The organism is Sagittula salina, assembly GCF_017813235.1.
GTDB lineage: Bacteria > Pseudomonadota > Alphaproteobacteria > Rhodobacterales > Rhodobacteraceae > Sagittula > Sagittula salina.
Genome location: NZ_JAGISH010000005.1, coordinates 272,778 through 292,649, shown reverse-complemented (window position 1 = coordinate 292,649; position 19,872 = coordinate 272,778). Strand labels below are relative to the sequence as shown.

General features: G+C 65.0%; 19 protein-coding genes. 8 read left to right on the top strand and 11 right to left on the bottom strand.

Features of this window, described 5'->3' with window-relative positions:
• Positions 1 to 37: 37 nt before the first annotated feature.
• Positions 38 to 1,321, top strand: a complete 1,284-nt coding sequence (locus tag J5474_RS11170; protein WP_209360983.1) for a DUF2254 domain-containing protein — start codon at positions 38 to 40, stop codon at positions 1,319 to 1,321.
• 209 nt (positions 1,322 to 1,530) lie between these two features.
• Here the strand turns inward: J5474_RS11170 and J5474_RS11165 are convergent, their stop codons facing one another.
• Positions 1,531 to 1,704, bottom strand: coding sequence for a hypothetical protein (locus J5474_RS11165; protein WP_209360982.1), 174 nt, complete (start codon positions 1,702 to 1,704; stop codon positions 1,531 to 1,533).
• A 144-nt stretch (positions 1,705 to 1,848) separates the two neighbouring features.
• On the bottom strand, positions 1,849 to 3,156 hold the full coding sequence (locus J5474_RS11160) for an HlyC/CorC family transporter (RefSeq protein WP_209360981.1): 1,308 nt from the start codon (positions 3,154 to 3,156) through the stop codon (positions 1,849 to 1,851).
• A 97-nt stretch (positions 3,157 to 3,253) separates the two neighbouring features.
• On the opposite strand from J5474_RS11160, the gene J5474_RS11155 reads away from it, so the two are divergent.
• Entirely contained in the window at positions 3,254 to 4,060 is an 807-nt protein-coding gene (locus J5474_RS11155) for a metallophosphoesterase family protein (protein WP_209360980.1), read from the top strand.
• A 203-nt stretch (positions 4,061 to 4,263) separates the two neighbouring features.
• Here the strand turns inward: J5474_RS11155 and J5474_RS11150 are convergent, their stop codons facing one another.
• From J5474_RS11150 to J5474_RS11140, 3 genes are read right to left on the bottom strand one after another with little or no spacing between them, the layout of a single operon-like run.
• Positions 4,264 to 5,205 carry a site-specific tyrosine recombinase XerD gene (locus J5474_RS11150; protein ID WP_209360979.1) on the bottom strand — a complete coding sequence of 314 codons (942 nt, stop codon included), beginning with the start codon at positions 5,203 to 5,205 and terminating at the stop codon, positions 4,264 to 4,266.
• Positions 5,202 to 6,686 (bottom strand): hypothetical protein, encoded by a 1,485-nt coding sequence (locus J5474_RS11145; RefSeq protein WP_209360978.1) that lies wholly within the window; start codon positions 6,684 to 6,686, stop codon positions 5,202 to 5,204. Before J5474_RS11145 ends, J5474_RS11150 begins: the two co-directional genes overlap by 4 nt.
• A gap of 1 nt (position 6,687) precedes the next feature.
• Positions 6,688 to 6,837 (bottom strand): hypothetical protein, encoded by a 150-nt coding sequence (locus tag J5474_RS11140; protein WP_209360977.1) that lies wholly within the window; start codon positions 6,835 to 6,837, stop codon positions 6,688 to 6,690.
• Positions 6,838 to 6,930: 93 nt separating this feature from the next.
• Between J5474_RS11140 and J5474_RS11135 the strand changes: the two genes are divergently transcribed.
• The gene (locus J5474_RS11135; RefSeq protein WP_209360976.1) at positions 6,931 to 7,539 is read left to right on the top strand and encodes a shikimate kinase; all 609 of its coding nucleotides are present in this window, start codon (positions 6,931 to 6,933) and stop codon (positions 7,537 to 7,539) included.
• A gap of 38 nt (positions 7,540 to 7,577) precedes the next feature.
• Positions 7,578 to 8,690, top strand: coding sequence for a 3-dehydroquinate synthase (gene aroB / locus J5474_RS11130; protein ID WP_209360975.1), 1,113 nt, complete (start codon positions 7,578 to 7,580; stop codon positions 8,688 to 8,690).
• Positions 8,691 to 8,725: 35 nt separating this feature from the next.
• On the opposite strand, the gene J5474_RS11125 is transcribed toward aroB, so the two are convergent.
• Complete coding sequence (locus J5474_RS11125; protein ID WP_209360974.1) at positions 8,726 to 9,784, bottom strand: site-2 protease family protein; 1,059 nt, start codon at positions 9,782 to 9,784, stop codon at positions 8,726 to 8,728.
• A gap of 258 nt (positions 9,785 to 10,042) precedes the next feature.
• Between J5474_RS11125 and J5474_RS11120 the strand changes: the two genes are divergently transcribed.
• On the top strand, positions 10,043 to 10,804 hold the full coding sequence (locus tag J5474_RS11120) for a hypothetical protein (RefSeq protein WP_209360973.1): 762 nt from the start codon (positions 10,043 to 10,045) through the stop codon (positions 10,802 to 10,804).
• Positions 10,801 to 11,976 (top strand): hypothetical protein, encoded by a 1,176-nt coding sequence (locus tag J5474_RS11115; protein WP_209360972.1) that lies wholly within the window; start codon positions 10,801 to 10,803, stop codon positions 11,974 to 11,976. Before J5474_RS11120 ends, J5474_RS11115 begins: the two co-directional genes overlap by 4 nt.
• Before the next feature lie 38 nt (positions 11,977 to 12,014).
• On the opposite strand, the gene J5474_RS11110 is transcribed toward J5474_RS11115, so the two are convergent.
• Positions 12,015 to 12,341 carry a hypothetical protein gene (locus J5474_RS11110; protein WP_209360971.1) on the bottom strand — a complete coding sequence of 109 codons (327 nt, stop codon included), beginning with the start codon at positions 12,339 to 12,341 and terminating at the stop codon, positions 12,015 to 12,017.
• Between the two features lie 201 nt (positions 12,342 to 12,542).
• A complete protein-coding gene (gene ssb / locus J5474_RS11105) occupies positions 12,543 to 13,070 on the bottom strand; it encodes a single-stranded DNA-binding protein (RefSeq protein WP_209360970.1) in 528 nt (175 codons plus the stop codon).
• Positions 13,071 to 13,260: 190 nt separating this feature from the next.
• Here ssb and J5474_RS11100 point away from each other — a divergent pair, with 190 nt between their 5' ends.
• Both J5474_RS11100 and J5474_RS11095 read left to right on the top strand, forming a co-directional pair.
• Entirely contained in the window at positions 13,261 to 13,902 is a 642-nt protein-coding gene (locus J5474_RS11100; RefSeq protein ID WP_209360969.1) for a lytic transglycosylase domain-containing protein, read from the top strand.
• A gap of 139 nt (positions 13,903 to 14,041) precedes the next feature.
• Entirely contained in the window at positions 14,042 to 15,025 is a 984-nt protein-coding gene (locus J5474_RS11095) for a hypothetical protein (protein WP_209360968.1), read from the top strand.
• A 30-nt stretch (positions 15,026 to 15,055) separates the two neighbouring features.
• Here J5474_RS11095 and J5474_RS11090 read toward each other — a convergent pair whose 3' ends face one another.
• The 3 genes from J5474_RS11090 to J5474_RS11080 all read right to left on the bottom strand — a co-directional run bounded on the left by J5474_RS11090 (position 15,056) and on the right by J5474_RS11080 (position 19,838).
• Positions 15,056 to 17,143 carry a dipeptide ABC transporter ATP-binding protein gene (locus tag J5474_RS11090; RefSeq protein WP_209360967.1) on the bottom strand — a complete coding sequence of 696 codons (2,088 nt, stop codon included), beginning with the start codon at positions 17,141 to 17,143 and terminating at the stop codon, positions 15,056 to 15,058.
• Positions 17,144 to 17,251: 108 nt separating this feature from the next.
• A complete protein-coding gene (locus J5474_RS11085) occupies positions 17,252 to 18,691 on the bottom strand; it encodes an ABC transporter permease (protein WP_209360966.1) in 1,440 nt (479 codons plus the stop codon).
• Positions 18,692 to 18,701: 10 nt separating this feature from the next.
• Positions 18,702 to 19,838, bottom strand: coding sequence for an ABC transporter permease (locus J5474_RS11080; RefSeq protein ID WP_209360965.1), 1,137 nt, complete (start codon positions 19,836 to 19,838; stop codon positions 18,702 to 18,704).
• Positions 19,839 to 19,872 lie beyond the last annotated feature (34 nt).

The window sequence follows — 19,872 nt, the reverse complement described above, 5'->3', positions numbered from 1 at the left end:
GATTGGCGTACGGCTTCCATGCATTAGATGGCGGGGTATGGATCGTCTCTTTTCCCTCCCGCGCAAGGCCTTGCGCATCTTGCAAGGTCTGTCGCGCAGGCTGTGGGTGCGGGTGGCGCTATTCGGCCTTCTGGCCATCGCGGTCATTCCGGTCAGCCAGTTGGTGGAGCGGCTCTTGCCCGAAGAGGTGCAGGGGATGGTGGCCGGCGCTTCGGTGGACCGGCTGCTGGACATCATCGCCACGGCCATGCTGACCGTCACGACCTTTTCTCTGACGGTCATGGTATCGACCAATCACGCCACCGCCTCGCAGTTCACGCCACGCCTGCAACAGCTGATCCGTCAGGACCCGATAACGCAGAACACCCTGGCGACTTTCATCGGCTCCTACGTCTACGCACTGGCCGCCATCGTGCTGCGCGAGGTCAGCTATATCGGGGACGAGAAGGCGCTGGTGATGTTCGTCGTCACGGTGACCGTTCTGGTGCTGATCGTCTGGTCGCTGATCCGCTGGATGATCCATCTGCAAACGCTTGGCTCGCTCATCAATTCCGCCCGGCAGGTCGAGGAGATCACTGACCGCCAGTTCCGCGAGCGGCTGAAAACGCCCTGCCTTGGCGCGGTGCCACTGACCGGGGACGTGCCGGAGGACGGCGTAGAGGTCCGCGCGCCGGAGACGGGCTACGTGCAGATGATCCACCCCGAGCCGATACAGAAGCTTGCGGAGGAACTGGGGGGCGAAGTCTACCTTCTGGCGGATGTAGGCGAATTCGTCTTTCTGAACACGCCGCTGGCGAAGGTCTGCGGTCTTTCGGAGGATGGCGGGGGGCGGATGCGGGAGCGGCTTCACGCCAATATTGTCATGGGCGACGAGCGTACCTACGATCAGGACCCGCGTTTCGGACTGATGACTATGTCGCAGATCGCCTCAAAGGCGCTGTCTCCGGGCATCAACGACCCAGGGACGGCCATCGACATCATCGATCGGCAGGGCAGGATCCTGTCGCTTTATCGGGACGAGACGCAAGTCGATGCCGCGCCGACCAGTCCCCGCCTGCACGTGCGCCCGCTCGACGCGGAAGAGCTCATCGCGGATGCTTTCGACTCCCTGGCGCGGGATGGGGCCGGGCTGCGGGAGGTGCAGGAACGCCTGCAGCGTGTATTGGCCGGACTCATGCGGCACCCGGATCCGGGGCTGAGCCGCGTGGCGCAGGAACGTTCGGCGGAATATCTGGAGCGCGCGCTTGCGACCATCGATTGGGAACCGGACCGAAAGAGGCTGAAGGCGGCGCTGAGGCCGAGCGTCAGGAGAGCCGATTGACGGGCGCCCCCCCGTCGAAATGCGGGTAAACGACGTTAAACCGCTCAGGGTGTGGTTGATCTGCAGGGCAGAGAAATCTGGACGGCCACCTGTCGCAAGCGCTGTAATCAGGGAAATGCCTGCGGCTATAGCAGCAGTTGGCGCAGCTACACCTGTCAAAAGGGCAGGGCTTCGCCTGCGACGGATGCACGCGTGCTCAGTGGTGTGGTTCAGATGCGGGTCCGGCCGCGCCTCGGAACTGGTGGCTTGAAGGGCGCCACGGGCATCGCCCAGGCCGCGCCGGCCCGTTTGCGATCCGCCAACCGGCGGCGCGTCCTGAGCGGTGTGCCGTCGAGCGCCTCGGCGCGCTGGCGCAGGATCTGCAGGATCTGGTCGGGGGACATGCGATGGCTCCGTTCACGAGGGCAAGGGCAGGGTTTCATGGCCGGCGTTACCACCGGGTTTATGAAACGCGCGGGCGGACGGGGCGTTGCAACGTCTTTTGGATACCTATGCCTCAAGACCGCATGACCCAAGTGGCCAGGGCATCAGAGCGGCAGAATCTTCAGCTGCGTAATGCGGTTGTTCTCGCGCGCCAGCACTTCAAAGCGGAAGCCGTGGAAGCTGAAGACCTGACCCACCACCGGGATCATCTGGCTTTCGTAGATCACCAGCCCGGCCACCGTATTCGCCTCATCGTCGGGCAGGGTGAAGTCGGTCGCTCGATTGAAGTCACGAATCGTCATGGCGCCATCGACCAGCAGGGCGCCGTCGTCGATGCGGGTAATCTGATGCTCCGCGTGGGGGTCGAATTCGTCGGTGATCTCCCCCACGATTTCTTCAAGGATATCCTCAAGCGTTATCAATCCTTTGAGAGATCCGTATTCATCCACCACCAACGCGAAGTGCGTGCGGCGTCTCAGGAATTGCCGCATCTGGTCGTCGAGCCACGTCGTGTCGGGAATGAAGTAGGGCTTCATCATGACATCGGTCACCGTAAAGCCCTTGAAGGATTCGGACAGGGGCTCCTCTCCGGTGGTCAGACGGTACATGGCGCGCAAGAGATCCTTGGCGTGGACAACGCCGATGATATTTTCCGGGTCGCCGCGGTAGACCGGCAGGCGGGTGTGCGGGCTCTCGAGGCATTGTTGCAGGATGTCCTGCGGCGGGGTTTCGGCGTCGATCATCTCGATGTTGGAACGATGGAGCATGATCTCCTCGACAGTGCGATCACCGAGGTCCAGCGCGCCGAGGATCCGGTCGCGGTCCTCCTTTTCGACCACGCCCTCGGAGTGACCCAGCTGGATGGCGCCGGCGATCTCCTCCCGCACGGCGAGAATGTGGCTATCCGGGTCTGTCCTGACCCCGAAGATGCGCAGCACGCCGCGCACCAGCAGGCGAACAGCGGAGACCACGGGCGAAAACAGCCGGACAATCACCGCGATGGGGGCAGCGACGCGGGCGGCGGCGGTTTCGGGGTTGGTGATGGCATAGGTTTTGGGCAGCACTTCGGCAAAGACAAGCACGATCACGGTCATCACCAGCGTCGCCAGCGCCACGCCACTGTCGCCGAACAGCCGGGTGAACAGCGCGGTGGCCAGCGAGGTCGCCAGGATGTTCACCATGTTGTTGCCAAGCAGAACAGAGCCGATCAGGCGTTCGTTGTCCTCGGTGATCTTCAGCGCCCGCTCGGCCCCGCTGGCACCCCTGTCTGCGGCGGCGCGCAGTTTGCCCCGCGAGGCGGCGGTCAGCGCGGTTTCGGACCCGGAAAAGAAGGCCGAAAGCAGTATCAGGCCCAGAATGGCTCCGGCGGTGATCCAGAGCGCGGTGTCCACGGCGGCGGTTTGGGCTTCCATCGGTGTGGGCTTTCCTTGATCAATGGGGGCGTCTCAGGGCTTGCGCTGCCGGTTCGTTATGGGGGCCGCGCGCGGCCGGTTCAAGGGGTGGGAAACTATGGCATTCGTCAGTCAAGAGGTGGAGGCGGGCGCGGGGCCTTGGCTGGTCTTCGGTGGTCCGGTGTCGAACTGGCACGCCGTCCGGGCGCTCAGGGCCGAAGCCGCGCGTCTGAAAATCCCGCCCGAGCGTGTCCTGTGCACTGGCGATCTGGCAGCCTATTGTGGCGATCCGGGCCGGACGGTGGCGGAGATACGCGACTGGAGCTGCCACGTGGTGGCGGGCAACTGCGAACGCCAGCTCGCCTCGGGGGCCAGCGACTGCGGCTGTGGTTTCGAAACGGGGACAACCTGCGACGCGCTGTCGGGTGCATGGTACGCCCACGCGGCGGCGGAGTTGGACGCAGAGGCAAGGGCCTGGATGGCGGGCCTGCCGGATGAGATCGTGATGGGTGAGGCCGTGGCCATTCACGGCGGATGGACGGATATTTCCCGCTTTCTCTGGCCCATCACGCCCGAGGACGCCTTCGCGGAGGAACTGGCAGAGCGCGCACGGCTGACCTGCAATCCCGCGCCGCACATGGTTCTGGCGGGGCATTGCGGGCTGTCCTTCACGCGCAGGATTGCAGGCACAACATGGGTCAATGCTGGAACGCTCGGGATGCCCCCGCACGACGGGCGGCCCGAAACCTGCTACGTCATCCTCGACGGTGGCACCGTCCGCCACCGACGCCTGGACTATGACTGGCGGAGCGCGCAGGCGCGAATGCGCGCGGTGGGGCTGGTGCAGGGCTACGACACGACGCTGGAAACCGGATGGTGGCCGTCCGAGGACATCCTGCCACACGCGCTATGCCGGAGATCCTGAAGCGGCAGGGTTCGAAAGCGGGCGCACCTGTGCTTCTCCATGGTGCAAATACTCCCGGGGGAGCGCGCGGGGAGCGGAGCCACGGTCCACATTCGTCGCCGTCGAACACGCCGGTAGGAAGCCGCGCGCCGCGTCAGAGGCGCGCCCCGGTCGGCAGCAGAGCAGCCGAAATTCAGCGAAACCCGGCGCTAGTCTCTTGCCCCTTAGTCCTTTGCCAGAGGGTGGTGGTCCAGAACCAGTTCGCGCAGACGTTCCTCCAGCACATGGGTGTATATTTCCGTCGTCGCCACGTCGGCATGGCCCAGCAGGGTCTGGATCGCGCGCAGGTCGGCACCATTGGCCAGCAGGTGTGTGGCAAAGGCATGGCGCAGCGTATGGGGCGTGACCTTGGACGGCGATACCCCGGCCTCCACGGCGAATTCCTTTATCAGCATGTAGAAGGCGTGCCGCGTCAGGTGGCCCGCCTTGGCGTGGCTCGGGAACAGGTGGGCCGAGGGCTGGAAATGGCGCGGGTTCTTCAGGCGCGAGGCGTCTTCGGCGAGGTCGCGCGCCTCCAGCCAATGCGCCAGCGCCTCCCGTGCGGGGGGCGAAAGCGGCACCATGCGTTCCTTCCCGCCCTTGCCGCGGATCAGCAGCATCCGCGGATCGCCCCGTGCCGAAGAGACAGGCAGGGAGACCAACTCCGTCACGCGCATGCCCGTGGCATAGAGTACCTGCATCAGGCAGGCGTTACGGGCGCGATCGGCTTCTGTCCGGCCGTGGGCGGCGCCGGCGTCGAGCAGGCGATCGACCTCTTCGACCGACAGTGTCTTTGGCAGACGTTTGTCCCGGCCGGGCCCCGCGATCTGCACCGCCGGATTGTCCTCGCGCAGCCCTTCCTCGAAAGCGAAGCGGTACAATTGCTTGATCGCCGAGAGCCGCCGTGCCCGCGTGGCACGACTGAGGCCAGCGGTATCGCAGTCCACGAGGTAGCTTTCGACATCGTCGCGGGTCGCCGTGGCAAAGTCGCGGGCGCGGTTGGACAGCCACTCCGCCACATGCTCAAGATCGCGTTCGTAGGCCGCGAGCGTATTGGCGGCGGCCCCGCGTTCGGCGGACATCGCCTCCAGGAAAAGCGCGACCCAGCGTCTTGGGGCGGCGCTCATTGCAGTGCCCTCTCGGCGTCGAGTATCATAAGTTCGAGACTGGCGCGGCGCGCGGTGTCCTCAAGCCCGACGGCGCGCAATGTGGCGATGGCATCAGACAGATCCTGCCCGTTGCCCGCAGCACCGGAGGCAAACAGAGCCATGGCGCGCAGGATGACCTCGCCAAGGCGGCCTTCTTTCAGCTGGGCCTGCAGCACCGTGGGCACGGAGGCCTCCCCGAAACCCTGCGCCACGGCGTCGGCATGGGGCAGGGCAGCGCCTTCGGCGGGCGGCTCGCCACGTGCGATGGCGGCGAGGAACTCGGCCTCCCTGGACGGGTCCTGCCCCTTTTGGGCCAGATCCTCGTAGTCGGGGCTGAGAAAGAGCGCCCTGCGTGCCATAGGTGCGGCCCGCCCATCCAGTTTGCGGCCCGCCAGCCGATCGGCGAAAAGCTCCGCGAAAGGTGTCAGAAGGCGGGCGTGCGCCATCTGTGGCCAGACCTTCTGCAGCGCGCGACCGATGAGGTCGTCCTTGTCGCGTTCCAGCGCCGCCTCGAAGTCCTGCAAGGCCGCGACCCTGTCCCAGACCCCGCCGGAGGCCGCCGGGCGCCGCAGGGTATATAGCCCCAGCAGCCGGTTTGGAGAGAAGCTGCCCGCCCGCGCCAGCCGTTCAGCCGCCTCGATCTGCGCCCGCCAGCCGTTATCGCCTGCAAGGTCCAGCACGGCGAAGGGCAGCGGCAGGGGGGCGGTGGGCAGCGGCTCGCCCAAGGCCTCGAACAGGCGGAATTCCAGCGGCGTCGGACGCACCGGGGGCAGAAGCGTGCGACCGTCGCCCATGTCGGGGTCGAGGAAGCGGCGCAGGATTTCCGCGTGCCGCCCGGTGATCTCACCCAGTGTCTCGGCGCTTTGCAGAATCAGCGCGGCGCGCTGCCAGTCGCCCGCCCGCGCGGTGCAGAAAATCCTGAGCGACAGGTCGGAGGAGAGGCGCGGCTGCGACTCCAGTTTCTTGCAAACCGGCTCGCTGTCGCCGACCAGCAACGAAAGGTCCACCCAGTCGCTGAACAGGCGCGGGTCGTCGGTGCCGGTGATGTCCAGAAGCGCCAGCGCCTCGTCCACCGCGCCCTGCGCCATCAGCCAGTCGAGCCGCGAATCCAGGAAGGCATGCTGCCGGTCACCTTCGGGCGGCAGCGCCTCGGCGAGGATGAGCGTGTGCATCAGGCGGGACAGGGCCGGGACCGGAAGCTCCACCGCCGCGATCAGCGTAGCGAGGCTGCGCGGGTCCGAACCTTTCCAGAGTGTTGGCGGAAGGCCGGTAATGCCCGACCGCAAGAGCCCCGCCGCCCCAACACCGGGTTCGGAGAGCGGGGCGGACTCCACGGACGGCGGCAGACCGCTGGAGGTTACGGGTTCGGCCTGCGCCAGCGCCTGACCGGCGAATGCGGATGCCCCGCCCCAAAGAAGGGCGAGGGCGGCTGCGTGTCGGATACCCGGTGGCTGCCTCACCTCACTTGCCGTCCAGTTGTACCGGTACGCGGATCTCGTCCTGCGGCGGGCTGAAGTCGGCTCCAAAGTAGGGCCCCACGTAGACATAGGCCACAAGCACGAGCGCGCAGAGGACCAGAAGATAGAAAAGCCATTTGATCAGTCGCCCCACGGAGCACCCCTCTGCCTCTGATTTTTTTGCTTTATACCTAGCCTTTTTGTCCGGTTCACGTCATTCACGCAACAGGCAAGAGATGGGCAAGGAATGGCCGAAGGCGCGGATCACAGGGGTTTGACCAGCACGGCGACCAGAGGATTGATCCTGCACAAGACGATCGTCTTCGTGGGGATGATGGGCGCAGGCAAGACAGCGGTGGGGCGCACGCTGGCACAACAGCTGGGCGTGGTGTTTCGCGATTCGGACCACGAAATCGAGGAAGCCGCACAGCATACCATCGCAGAGATTTTCGCACGTGACGGGGAGCCGTTCTTTCGCCGAAAGGAAACCCAGATCATCGAACGCCTGCTGGACGGCCGACCGGGGGTCCTGTCGACGGGAGGCGGCGCTTTCCTTTCTGAATACAACCGGCGGATGATGTCGGAGAAGGGCGTTTCCGTCTGGCTGGACGCGGGGCTGGACCTGCTCTGGGAACGGGTGCGCCACAAGGACACGCGACCGTTGTTGAAGACGCCGGATCCGAAGGGTACGCTCAAAACGCTATACGAGGCGCGGGTGCCGGTGTACCGGCTGGCGGACCTGACTGTGCGGTCCGAACCGGGCATGTCTCTCGACGCAATGGCACGGCGGGTGACGCAGGCGCTTCTGGCAGAGCGCCCGGACGTGCTGGAGAATCCGGGGCGTCCGCTACCCTGATGCGCTCCCGCAAGACACCTGCAAGACAAGAGGCTGAGATGATCGACACCGTATCCGTACCGCTGCCGGGGCGCGCCTATGACGTGCGCATCGGAGAGGGGCTTCTTGCCCGTGCCGGGACCGAGATCGCGCCGCTTCTGAGCCGCCCGCGCGTTGCAATCGTTTCGGATGAAACGGTGGCGGCGAAGCACCTTGGCGCGCTGCAGGCAGCGCTGAAGGCGGAAGGGATCGACAGCACGGCGATGACTTTGCCACCGGGGGAGGGCACCAAGAGCTGGCCGTTCTTCAGCCAGACGGTGGAATGGCTGCTGGAGCAGAAGGTCGAGCGCCGCGACGTTGTGGTGGCGCTTGGCGGTGGGGTGATCGGAGATCTGGTAGGCTTCGCTGCGGCAGTTCTGCGGCGGGGCGTGCGCTTTGTCCAGGTTCCGACCTCGCTTCTGGCGCAGGTCGACAGTTCCGTGGGCGGCAAGACAGGCATCAATACCCCGCAGGGCAAGAACCTCGTGGGCAGCTTCCACCAGCCTTCGCTGGTTCTGGCCGATATCGGCGTGCTGGGCACGCTGACGCCGCGGGACTTCCGCGCCGGGATGGGCGAGGTGGTGAAATACGGGATGCTGGGGGACGTGTCCTTCTTTGAATGGCTGGAGCAGAACGCGCAGGCGGTGATCGCAGGCGACGTGGCGGCCCGGCAGCACGCGGTGCGCCGCTCTGTCGAGATGAAGGCGGAGATCGTGTTGCGCGACGAGACGGAGCAGGGCGACCGTGCGCTGCTGAACCTCGGCCATACCTTTTGCCACGCGCTGGAGAAAGCCACCGGCTACAGCGACCGGCTGCTGCACGGCGAAGGCGTGGCGATCGGCTGCGCGCTTGCCTTTGACCTGTCTGCCCGGCTGGGGCTGTGCCCGCAGGAGGACCCGAGCCGGGTCCGCGCGTTGCTGGCGGAGGCTGGCATGACGCGCGACCTCGGCGACATTTCCGGCGATCTGCCGGGAGCGGAGGCGCTGCTCGACCTCATGGCGCAGGACAAGAAGGTGGTGGACGGGCAGCTACGCTTCATCCTCGCGCACGGTATCGGACAGGCCTTTGTCACGTCCGATGTCCCGCCCGAAACGGTCCGCGCGCTTCTGTCGGAGCAACTCGCGACGCGCTGAAGCGCGCGAACGGGGGTGCGAAAGGCCGCGCGGCCTTACCTTGGTCGTCGGAGAACCATCAGCTCGCCGATGTTTTCAGCGGTGACGTAACCCAGAACGTGCCCCGCCTGATCGACCGCCGCGACCGCCGGGGCCTTCTCCAGCGCTTCGAGCACTTTCAGCAGTGGCGCCGAGAGGGGCAGGGCCGGCACATCGGACATGAAGTCGGCGACAGGTCCTGCGTGCTGCTGCGCCATGGCGGTGAAGAGTGCCTGTCGGGTGAGAAATCCCAGCAGGCGCTGGTCCGCATCGAGGATGGGGAACTCATGCTGTGTCGTGCGGATCAGCGTCTGGCCCGCTGTATGCAGCGTGTCCTTCGGCGAAAGCGCTTCGAAACTGGTGATCATGGCATCCCGCAACAGCAGGTTGCGCGCGGTTGACCGCACAGAAACATCCTGCGCCTCACCCTCCGCCGCGACCCAGATAAAGAGCGCGATCAGAACGAGGATGATGCCGCCGGAGTACAGGCCCCAGAGGCCCAGCGCGGTGGCCAGAACCTGTCCCGCATTGGCGGCGATGCGGGTGGCGCGCACGCGGTCCATCTTCAGCGACAGAGCCGCCCGCAGCACCCGCCCGCCGTCCATCGGAAAGGCCGGCAGCATGTTGAAGACCGCCAGAACGAGGTTGACGGAGGCCACCCGCGCCGCGAGCCCGCCGGGAGCCGTCATATCGGCCAGCACCTCGGGCGCGGCAGAGGCACCGGCCAGCGTCAGCACGCCCCAGATGACGATGTTTACGGCCGGTCCGGCAAGAGCGACGGCGATCTCCTGACCGGGCTTCTCGGGCATCCGGTCAAGCCGCGCCAGACCGCCGATGGGCAGCAGGGTGATATCCGGCGTGCGAATACCATAGCGCCGCGCCATCAGTGCGTGACCGTATTCATGCGCCACCACGCAGGCAAAGAGCAGCAGGACGAAGAGCACGCTGTCGACCGCCGCGGCTGCCCCGCTCGTGCCATAGGCTGATGCTCCGATCCACGCCAGTAGCAGGAAGAAGGTTGCGTGTACCCTCAGTTCGGAGCCGAGCAGGCGACCGATTGGAAAAGACCATGTCATTCAAGGGACTCCTGTGCTCCGACCACGGGGGTAACGTCTGCCCCGGACAGGCCGAGGTCAAGCGGTCTCCTGCCGCCCCGGGTGCTCATGTTCGTCGCAGGCCCCGTTAGCCGACCGTGAATATGCCGTGAAAATTTCGCTATCAGGACGTGCGATCGGGAAAGCTCCGCATCTGAAGGTTGATCGGTGCCGGACTGGGGCGCTTACTGACGGCATTTCAGATTTTTGTCTGATCAAAGCAGTGCCGGGAGCACCCCCATGCGCGACCAGATTGACGAACCGCTCGTACATTTCCACCGCGTTCACCCGACGGCCCGCGTCCCGATGCCCGCCGACAAGGCGGCGCTTGGATACCTGCCGATTTCTGCCTACCAGTACTGCGAGGCGGTCCGCACGGCCTCCGCCTGGGGGTGGTACATCTTTCCCCCGGAAGACATCCAGCTGTCGTTCGACGGCTACCAGACCTTCGTCGCCGATGACGGCGGCTGGCGGGCGCTGAGCCACAAGGCCTTTGATACCGAGGCGCTGGAGCCATGGGAGGCGCATTGCCCGCCAGAGATGAGTGGCACGGCGCCCAATTTCCTGACCGCCCTGTCGGAGCCGGGCGTGGTGCAGATATGGACCGGCTGGTTCGTCAACAGCGCGGCTGACTGGGCGCTGTCCTTCCGGCCGCTGGTCAACATCGCCCCGCGCAAGGATTTTTCGGTTTTCGAGGCGATCGTGGAGACGGACGATTTCGCCCCCTGTCCGCTGTTCATGAATATCCAGCTGCGCGCCACCGATCGCGAGATACTGATTCCAAAGGAGTTTCCGCTGTTTCAGGTCCAGCCCCTGCCCAAGGCCGCTTACCGCGCCACGGGCCCCGGATGTTCGTTGACCACCGGCACGGAGGATGACGCCTTTGATTGGCAGGCGGCAAAGTCGACGCTGCGAATTCCCGGCGTGTCGGAAGTCCGGAAGGGACCAGGCCAGTACGCGGCAGGCCGCAGACGGGAGGCAAAACGCGGAGGCTCTGAATGAGTCTGCGCGGCGGCTCGGTGCCGTCCGCCGCGCTGGATGATCTGCGCGACATGGAGGACGGCACGCCGCGCGTAGTGCTGGGTGCGAGCCTCGTTTCCGCATGCGGGTCGCTGCCGGTGCAGATCCTGCCGCTGGTGGTCGTCCTTTACGTCAGTGGCGGCTGGTCGTTGCAGCATGTGGGCTGGGTGTCGGGGATGCTCCTTTTGGGGCAGACGCTGGGATCGCTGCTGTTTCCCCTGCTTGCCCCGGAGCGACTGAAGCCCGGCCGCACGCTGGCTCTTGCGGCGGTCTCCTGCGCGATGATGCTCGCCGTGCCCTGGCTGGGCTTCGTCGGAAGCATGGCGGCTTGGGCCGTGATCGGCATCTGCGCCTCGGGCTTCCAGTATGTCGGCCTTGTTACCGCGACACAGGCGCCGAATCCCAGCGCTGCTTTCGCCACACGGCTGGCGGTGGCGCTTTGCCTGTCGAGCCTTGTTCTGACGGGGTCCGCCGCAGCCGGCGAGGTTTCGGCGCTGAGGGTCATCAGCATCGTTGCAGGGCTGCAGGCGGTGCTGGTGCTGGTGGGGGCGACCCTTGCCGGGGAGGCGCGGCGCCCGCCGGAGGCGCAGGAGCAGGCGGGTCTGCGCGACATCGATCCCGGTCTTGCGCTCTGGATCATCCCCTGTTTCGGCCTGCTGATATCCTTCATGGCCTTTCTGCCGGTCACGCTGGGCGCGGGGCGATCGGAAATGGAGGTGGTTCTGGTGATCGGCCTCGGACGTCTGGCTGCGGCGCCGTTGCTATACCTCGTGCAGGGGCGCGGCACGGGCCTGCCGATCTGGATCGTGTTGGGAGTTTTCCCGCTCCTGTCTTTCGGCGCCTATGGGGGGCTCTCGATCGATGGACTATGGCTGGCGGTAGTTTTCCTGATGTTTTTCGAGGTGTTGGGAAATTCGGTCACCTCACGGTTCCTTGGCGAGTTGAGTGCGCGTCACTCCGCTGCCCGCACCCGCTGGATCGGCATGTATATCCAGTTCGGATCGGCACTGGCGCAGGTCGGCACGGGATACGCGCTGCTTTCTTCCCTCGCGGATATCTACGTTCTCGTGCTTGGCGCGCTGTTCATCCCCCTGGTCTGGTGGGTTACCCGACCCAAGGGCGCCGGGCGGGAGGTTTTCCCGCCCGAGGCATGACTGAACAAACCCCCGCAAAAGCGGGGGCCCGGTGTGCATCAGCGAGTCAGCTTGGTGGGAAGCTGGTGGCTACCCATGGCGGTCCCGGACCGGGTCAGCTTGGTGGGCAGCTGGTGGTTGCCCATGGCGGTCCCGGACCGGGTCAGCTTGGTGGGCAGCTGGTGGCTACCCATGGCGGTCCCGGACCGGGACAGCTTGGTGGGAAGCTGATGGTTGCCCATGGCGGTCCCGGTCCGGGACAGCTTGGTGGGAAGCTGGTGGCTACCCATGGCGGTCCCGGACCGGGTCAGCTTGGTGGGAAGCTGGTGGTTGCCCATGGCGGTGGTCGTGGTGGTGGTACGGGTTTGTGTGACAGCAGCGCGCATAATTTTCTCCTTGTCAGAATGTACGCGCCGGACATCGTGTCCGGCAGGAACATCCTATGAGGGAAAAGGCGCGGTGAAAGTCTGGGTTACACGAATTAACGGCGCGCAAACGGGGGATCCCCATCGCGCGCCGTTCTTAACGATTCGTTCGCTGTTTGTCGCCGTTCGGACGGAACCTGTGTCGGCTGGATCCGGGCTGGATCAGAACGGAATCTCGTCGTCGATATCGCGCGACGGCGCGCGCGACGGGCCGGACCCCCCGCCAGAGCCCCCACCATAGCCGCCGCCGGAGGCACCTTCGTCATAGCCGCCGCGATCATCGTAACCGCCGCCCGAGCCGCCTCCGTAGCCGCCACCGCCGCCCGAGCCGCCGCCGTCACGGCCGTCGAGCATCACGAGGGTGCCACCGAAGCCCTGGAGCACCACTTCGGTCGAATAGCGGTCCTGACCCGACTGGTCTTGCCACTTGCGGGTCTGCAGCTGGCCCTCGATATAGACCTTGGACCCCTTGCGCAGGTACTGCTCCGCCACGCGCACGAGGCCCTCCTGGAAGATGGCGACCGAGTGCCACTCGGTTTTTTCGCGGCGCTCGCCGGTATTGCGATCCTTCCAGTTCTCAGACGTGGCGATGCGCAGGTTGCAGACCTTGCCACCATTCTGAAAGCTGCGCACCTCGGGGTCTCTCCCGAGATTGCCAATCAGGATCACCTTGTTCACTGAACCGGCCATGTCTTGCCCTCTCGATATCAGGATTTGCCGACGCGAACCGCGCGCGCGCAGAATCGCGTCGGCGATTGTCTGCCGTTACTATACCAGCAAGCCTGAGGGGACAAACGCTCCCGCCTTCCGGGGGTTCCCGCAGGGAAGGTTTGCGTCTAAGGTTTCGACCACAAGACGAGGGCTGAAGAAGGACGGGTCCATGGCGGGGACACGCAGTGGAACAGGTCGGGTCACGGGCACCGTGGCAGTGCTATGCGCGTTGGCCGGATTGGTGGCGGGGGATGCGGCTTCGGCCGACATCGTCTCCACCAAGAGCCGGTCGAGGTTGTTTTCCTCGCAGACCAGCGTTCTGGATCAGCGGGCGTCCCAGCAGTACAATTCTTCTGTCCGCCTGCAGCCGCCGAAGGTGGTGACGCCGACAAAGTGGGGCGCGACCGGTGGCGACGACGGCGCGACGCCGAAGTACCGCGGCGGCTACAACGGGCCCTTCGCGGTGATGGCGCGGGTGGCGGCGCAGAAACATGGCGTGCCGGAGGATCTTTTCCTGCGTCTGGTGCATCAGGAAAGCCGCTTCAATCCCGGAGCCCGATCGCACAAGGGCGCGATCGGGCTGGCGCAACTCATGCCCGCCACGGCCGCGGCTCTGGGGGTCGATCCCGATGACCCTCGGCAAAACCTCGAAGGTGGGGCGCGTTATCTGAAGGCGCAGTACCGCAAGTTCGGGTCGTGGCGGTTGGCTTTGGCGGCCTACAATGCCGGGCCTGCGGCGGTCGAAAAGCACAACGGCGTGCCGCCCTACCGCGAGACGAAGAATTACGTGAAGGTGATCTGGGGGAGCTGAGACCCGGCCCTTCCGGGTTGCAGCGGATTCGGGAGACCAGAGGATATTTCCGGACAATTAAGATGTTTAGGGCGCGATTGACGCTTTCCTGAGACGCTTGCACGGTGCGACTGGCACGGAATGGCGACGAGGAGAGGTCATGGGCGCCGCCCGGCACATCGCGGGACAATGGCCTTGCACGCTTCTGGCGATGCTGGCCGCGTTGTGTTTCCTGCTGCCACAGGATGCGCGGGCAGACGGCTGCGCCCCGCCACAGGGGCTGATCGGGGTCGCGCGCGCGCTATCGCTCTTGCCGGGCAATGCGACACGCGTGCCAGCGCTGCAGGCCGAACGCATCGCGGAGCGGATGGAGGGCCTGCGCGAACGCCACATTCTTTCGGACCTTCGGAGCGCGCGTTTGGATCGGCTTGCTGGAATCTCCCTCGACATGATGGCGGAGGCGGATCGGCTGACCCGGCCTGGCGCGTCCTATGATGCACGTCACGTACGCCTGCTGCTGCGGGAATTCGACCATCAGACAGTTCTGGCCTGCCGCGCGTTGGAGCAGGCGGATGGCATCGCCTTGCCGACGGAGGCAGGGCTTTTTTCCAACGGGAGGATCGACTGGCAAGCGGTGGATGGCAAACTGCGCGAGAGCACATTGATCAGCGGCATCGCGGTGCTGGTCACGATGCTGGGGGTGATCAGCGTCCTGTTTGCCATCGACCTGGCTGTGCGCTGGGGCTGGACGCTGGTCTATAACAGGCGCGCCTGCCGGGTGCCCGCCGTGGTGGCCAACGTGCCGGGGCTGGTGCTGACACTGGGCCGTGGCGGCTTCCGATTCCTGCCGATGGAGGGGATGACGCTGGATCTCGACGATGGTGCGCAAGTGGAACTGCGCGTGACGGATGTGGCGCCCCTCGCGGCGGTGCTCAGTCGCCGGCACGAGACGATGGCGGACTTCCGGCTTGATGCGGCGCTCTCGCTCCGCGCCCAGAACGAGATCCTCGAGCAGTCCACCATTTCACCCTACTATATCCGCAAGTCACGCGGCAGCGGAGAAAACCACGTCGCTGGCCTGGCGCAGTCTGCGTCGGAAGCAGAGCCGGGCGCCCCGACCACCCGGACGGAGCAGGGCGCGTGAATCGGTCCGCTTCCGTGACCGGCCACGAAGCTATTCCGCAGCCAGCGTGATCACCGGCTCCATTGCGGCGAAATCCGCGTCCGAGAGGTGGCATTTGACCTGATGGCCTTCAGCCAGAATCCGCACCGGCGGCACTTCGCGGTCACACAGACCGTCGGGCACGTGATCCTTCCAGCGGCAGCGTGTCTGAAAGGGACAGCCGGGCGGCGGATTCATCGCCGAAGGCACGTCGCCCTCCAGAACGATGCGTTTCTTGTGCACGGCGGTATCCGCGATCGGCACCGCGGACAGCAGCGCTTCGGTATACGGGTGGTAGGGCGGGGCAAAGACCTGCTCGGTCGTGCCAAGTTCGACCACGTGGCCGAGGTACATCACCATGACCCGGTCGCTGAGGTAGCGCACGATGCTGAGGTCGTGGGAGATGAACAGGAGCGTCGTCTTCTGCTCGTGCTGGATGTCCATCAAGAGGTCGGTAACCGCCGCCTGAACAGAGACGTCGAGCGCCGAGACCGGCTCGTCCGCCACCACGATACGCGCGCCCCCCGCAAAGGCGCGGGCGATGCCCACCCTTTGTTTCTGGCCGCCCGACAGCTGACGTGGCATCCGCCCTGCGAATTCGCGTGGCAGCTTCACAAGGTCCAGCAACGTCAGCATCCGCTCCCGGCGATCCGCGTCGGAGGCACCCACCCCGAAGACTTCCAGAGCCCGGATGATCTGCCGCCCCACCGTCATCGAGGGGTTGAGCGTGTCGAAAGGATTCTGGAAGACCATCTGCACATCGGCTACCGTGCGCGGGTCGCGCTTTTCGATCGGAATGTCTTCGATGGACCGCCCATCCAGCAGGATCGTCCCGTCGGTCGCCGTCTCCAAACCCATCAGAACTTTGGCAAAAGTGGATTTTCCGCAGCCGGATTCACCGACGATGGCCAGCGTCTCGCTTTCGCGCGCCTCGAAGGTGAGAGTCTCGTTGGCTTTCACGACCTTCGTTGCGCCAGAACCGCCGAAAAGCGAGTTGGCGGCCACTTCGTAGTATTTCTTCAACCCCTTCATGCTCAGCACCGGGCGGCCGGGCTCGGTCTTCTCCTTCACGACGACGTTCGCGGGCGGCGCGTTCCAGTCGATCTCGCGGAACTGGAGGCAGCGGGTTCGGTGGCGTTCGTCGCCCGGCACAGAGTCCATCGGGACACGGGAGACGGCATCGCAGCGCCCCGCCTCGAAATAGTCGCAGCGCGGGCCGAAGTTGCAGCCGGGCGGTCGTTCGTGCGGCAGCGGAAAGTTTCCCGGGATCGCCACCAGCGGGCGCGTGGCCTTGTCCGCGCCGGGCAGCGGGATCGACCGAAACAGCGCCTGCGTATAGGGGTGCATCATCTGGTCAAAGACATCCTCGATCGACCCGGTTTCCACCGCCTCGCCGGAATACATCACGCAGATGCGGTCACAGGTCTCCAGCACCAGCCCGAGGTTGTGCGAAATGAACAGCATGGAGGTCCCGTATTTGCGCCCCAGTTCCTTCACCAGTTCGACGACGGCCGCCTCCACCGTCACGTCCAGCGCGGTTGTGGGCTCGTCGAGTATCAGCAACGACGGCTCCGCCATCAGTGCCATGGCGATGACGATGCGCTGCTGCTGCCCACCCGAAAGCTGGTGCGGATAGCTGTTCAGGATGCGCTTCGGGTCGGGCAGCTTCACATCCGTGACAACCTGCAGGGCACGCTCAAAGGCGTCCTTTTCCGACGAGCCCTTGTGGATCATCGGCACTTCCATCAGCTGCCGCCCGATCTTCATCGCCGGGTTCAGAGAGGCCATGGGTTCCTGATAGATCATGGCGATCTCGGAACCGCGCACCCGCCGCAATTCCTCGCGGCTCATGGTGTTCAGGTCACGGCCCTTGAACTTGATGGTGCCGCCTACGACGCGGCCGTTCTTCCCCAGATCCTGCATGATCCCCAGTGCCACGGTCGACTTGCCGCAGCCGGATTCGCCCACCAGCCCCACGGCCTCGCCGGGCATGACCTTGACGGAGAAATCCATCACGGCGGGAATTTCCCGCAGCCGGGTGAAGAAGGAAATCGACAGATCCTCGATTTCCAGGATCGGCCCGTCATAGGTCTCGGTCATTATTCCGTCTCCCGAACAGGGCGTGTCCCCTGCTTCCTGGTTCAAATACTCCGGGGATTTTGGGGCATGCCGGATGCATGCCTCAGGCATGGTGCCCCCGCTCCCCCCTCAGTCACGCAGCGATTCCTCGCGCAGTCCGTCCGCCAGCAGGTTCAGGCCCAGCACAAGTGACAGCAGCGCCAGCGCCGGCGGCAGGGCGGGGTGCATGTAGACCGCCAAGAGCCGCCGACCTTCGTTGATGGTCGTGCCCCAGTCGGGGCTTTCGGGCGGCAGGCCTAGGCCGAAAAAACCCAGCGTTCCCAGAAGGATTGTCGTATAGCCGATGCGCAGACAGAAATCGACGATCAGCGGCCCGCGCGCGTTGGGCAGGATCTCCCACAGCATGATGTACCACGGACGCTCGCCGCGGGTCTGGGCGGCGGCCACGTAATCGCGCGTCTTGATGTCCATGGTCAGGCCGCGCACGATCCGGAACACCGTCGGCGCGTTGACAAACACTACTGCGACAAAGACCACCAGTAACCCGCCCGGCACATCGAAGAGGTCGAGCGGCCAGAAGTCGAGTTTCGAGCCGTGCTCGTTGATAACCGACAGGTAGACCAGCGCCATGGGCACCAGCACCATCGCCAGCCAGAGCACGGATTTGCCCGGCTGGGTGCGCAGGCGGGAATGGATCAGCACCGCAGAGAACACCAGCGGGAAGACGAAGAGCACCATGGCCATGTATTGCGGCAGGCCGGTGGCGACGATTTCCGGTGTGACCAGCAGGTAAAACAACAGGATCACCGGAAAGGCGAGGATGAGGTTGGCGACAAAGCTCAGCACCGTATCAAGCCGCCCGCCGTAGTAGCCTGCGGGGAGGCCAAGCGTGATCCCCACCATGAAGGCAAACAACGTCGCCAGCGGTGCGATGGCCATGACCACGGTAGACCCCTTGACCATACGGCTGAAGACGTCGCGCGCGAGGTTGTCGCCCCCCAGCAGATACCAGCCGTACCCGCTTTCGCTGTCGGGGACGGGCGTGCCGGGAACCTTGTTTTTCATGCCCGACAGCTGCGCCAGCGTGTCATGGGTGGCGATCAGGTCGAAGACCCCGGAAAAGAGCGCGGTGAACACCCAGAACATCACCAGGCCGAATCCGATCATGCCGATGGTGGAATCGAAGAGTTTTCCATAAAGCCCCAGCCGCCGTTTGAACTGGATCGACAGGGCAAAAGTCAGCGCCAGCGCCAGCCACACCGGCCAGAAGCGCCGGGCCATGGCGCCGAGGATGCCCGCCTTCGGTCCAAGGACAAGCCCGCTTGCGACGTAGGCCAGCATTACCAGGACCAGCGCCACGCCCAGCAGCACGGTCGCCAGCCGCATCAGTCCCCAGATGCCGCCGGTCTGCACCAGCGTGCCGTCCGGGTTCGCCTGCTCGCCGGTGTCGGGCTCGAACATCGACAGCAGCATCCGCGCCACCACCACTACGGCAAAGAGCGGCGCCAGAATCATCAGGATCGGGTCGAGGATCGTGCCGGTGAGGCCGGTCCATGAAAGGTCTTCCATCGTGGCCTCCTTACGTCACGCTGATGCGGGGATTGAGGTAGACGTAACCGATATCGGAGATCAGCTGCGTTACCAGCACGACGATCACCGATACGACCGAAACGCCGAGCAGTAATTCGATGTCGTTGTTCCCCGCCGCCTGTACGAGGGTCCAGCCAAAGCCCTTGTAGTTGAAGAGTGACTCGACAATCACCACGCCGTTCAGCAGCCAGGGAAACTGCAGCATGATGACGGTGAAGGGCGCGATGAGCGCGTTTCTCAGCGCGTGTTTCAGCACGATGTTGCGAAAACTGACGCCCTTCAGGCGAGCGGTGCGGATGTATTGCGCGTTCATGACCTCCGCCATCGAGGCGCGGGTCATGCGGGCGATGTAGCCCATGCCGTAAAGCGCGATGGTCAGCACGGGCAGGAAGAAGTTCTGGAAATTGGCGTCATCCATGGCTGAGGCGGCCGACCCCTTGAACCATTTCAGCCCCACCGCCGAGGAGGTGAAAACCGCGATGAAGATCACGCCGGAGACGTATTCCGGCGTCGCCGTGGATGTGATCGAGAAGGTGGAAAGCGAGCGGTCCAGCGCGGAACCTTCGCGCATCCCCGCCAGGACGCCCACCAGAAGCGCCGTCGGCACCATCAGGACCATGACCCAGAACATGAGCTTTCCGGTCAGCGCAAGACGGGTGCCGATCACTGACCCGACCGTGTCCTTGAAGACCGACGAAAAGCCCCAGTAACCCTGCAGGATGCCACAGAAATTCGGCGCGTCCTCCAGCGCCGTGCCCGGCGCCTGGCAGCGGGCATTGACCGCGCCCGATGGCGTCTCGATCACGTAGCCCGGCATGACGCCCAGCCATTCCGCGTAGTTTCGGAACAGCCGCACGTCAAAACCGGTGTTGATGCCCCTCGAAGCCTCTTCGGACTCGATCTGCCCCGAACGGTAGGCGGCCAGCAGGTCCGGGTCTACCGGCGAGCGGTAGCCGTTCTGAGACAGCCATGACGCGACCTCGACATCCGTCATCCGGAAATTGCCTTCGGACTTCGCGAGCTTTTCGAGGTTCGGGTAGAGGTTCGTCATGAAGAACACGACGAAGGTCAGGCAGAGTGCGGTCAGCACCATGGTCAGAACGCGTCTGAGAATGAACAGGCCCAAGGGCGCCTCCGTTCTTTTGGTCTGGCGTCAGGGC